We start from the raw sequence: 504 nt of genomic DNA, 5'->3' as shown, positions 1-504 counted from the left end.
CTCTTAACCTAACTATATTAAACTCTTTAACCATTATTATAACTCACCATATATATTCCATACCCCCTTATCCATATCTAACTACTAACTATACTACACAACTATCATTATTCACACATCACATATAAATTAATAAATTTCTCATAATTAATACTACTACACATACAACCATTTTTATAATAAAAAACTATAATCCAACTAATCAATATAACAATTTATTAAATCATATCCTAAAACATCACAATACAATCATATCACATCTCAACTAAATATATATATTTCTAAACTTCCACAATTTTAATTTATATATTCATAATAATACCATAAATACTTTAAAACATCCACAAAATATATTTTCAAATACTACTATACAATTACAACCAATCTTTACTCAATAAATACAAAATACCCATACTTTAACACCTAATATAACAACCCCTAATAAAACAACAAACACCAATTTAACTTAAAAAAACAATAAATTAATAACAATAAATAACAAAA

General features: G+C 21.6%; 1 pseudogene. It reads left to right on the top strand.

Annotation, left to right across the window (positions count from 1 at the left end):
- The first annotated feature begins 14 nt into the window (after positions 1-14).
- A pseudogene (locus IE038_RS25850) lies at positions 15-398 on the top strand (hypothetical protein).
- The last annotated feature ends 106 nt before the right edge of the window (positions 399-504 follow it).

Source organism: Pseudomonas laurentiana (assembly GCF_014648275.1).
GTDB classification, from domain to species: Bacteria; Pseudomonadota; Gammaproteobacteria; order Pseudomonadales; family Pseudomonadaceae; genus Aquipseudomonas; species Aquipseudomonas laurentiana.
The sequence above is the reverse complement of the archived record's forward strand: the minus strand, read 5'-3'. Positions and strand labels throughout refer to the sequence as shown.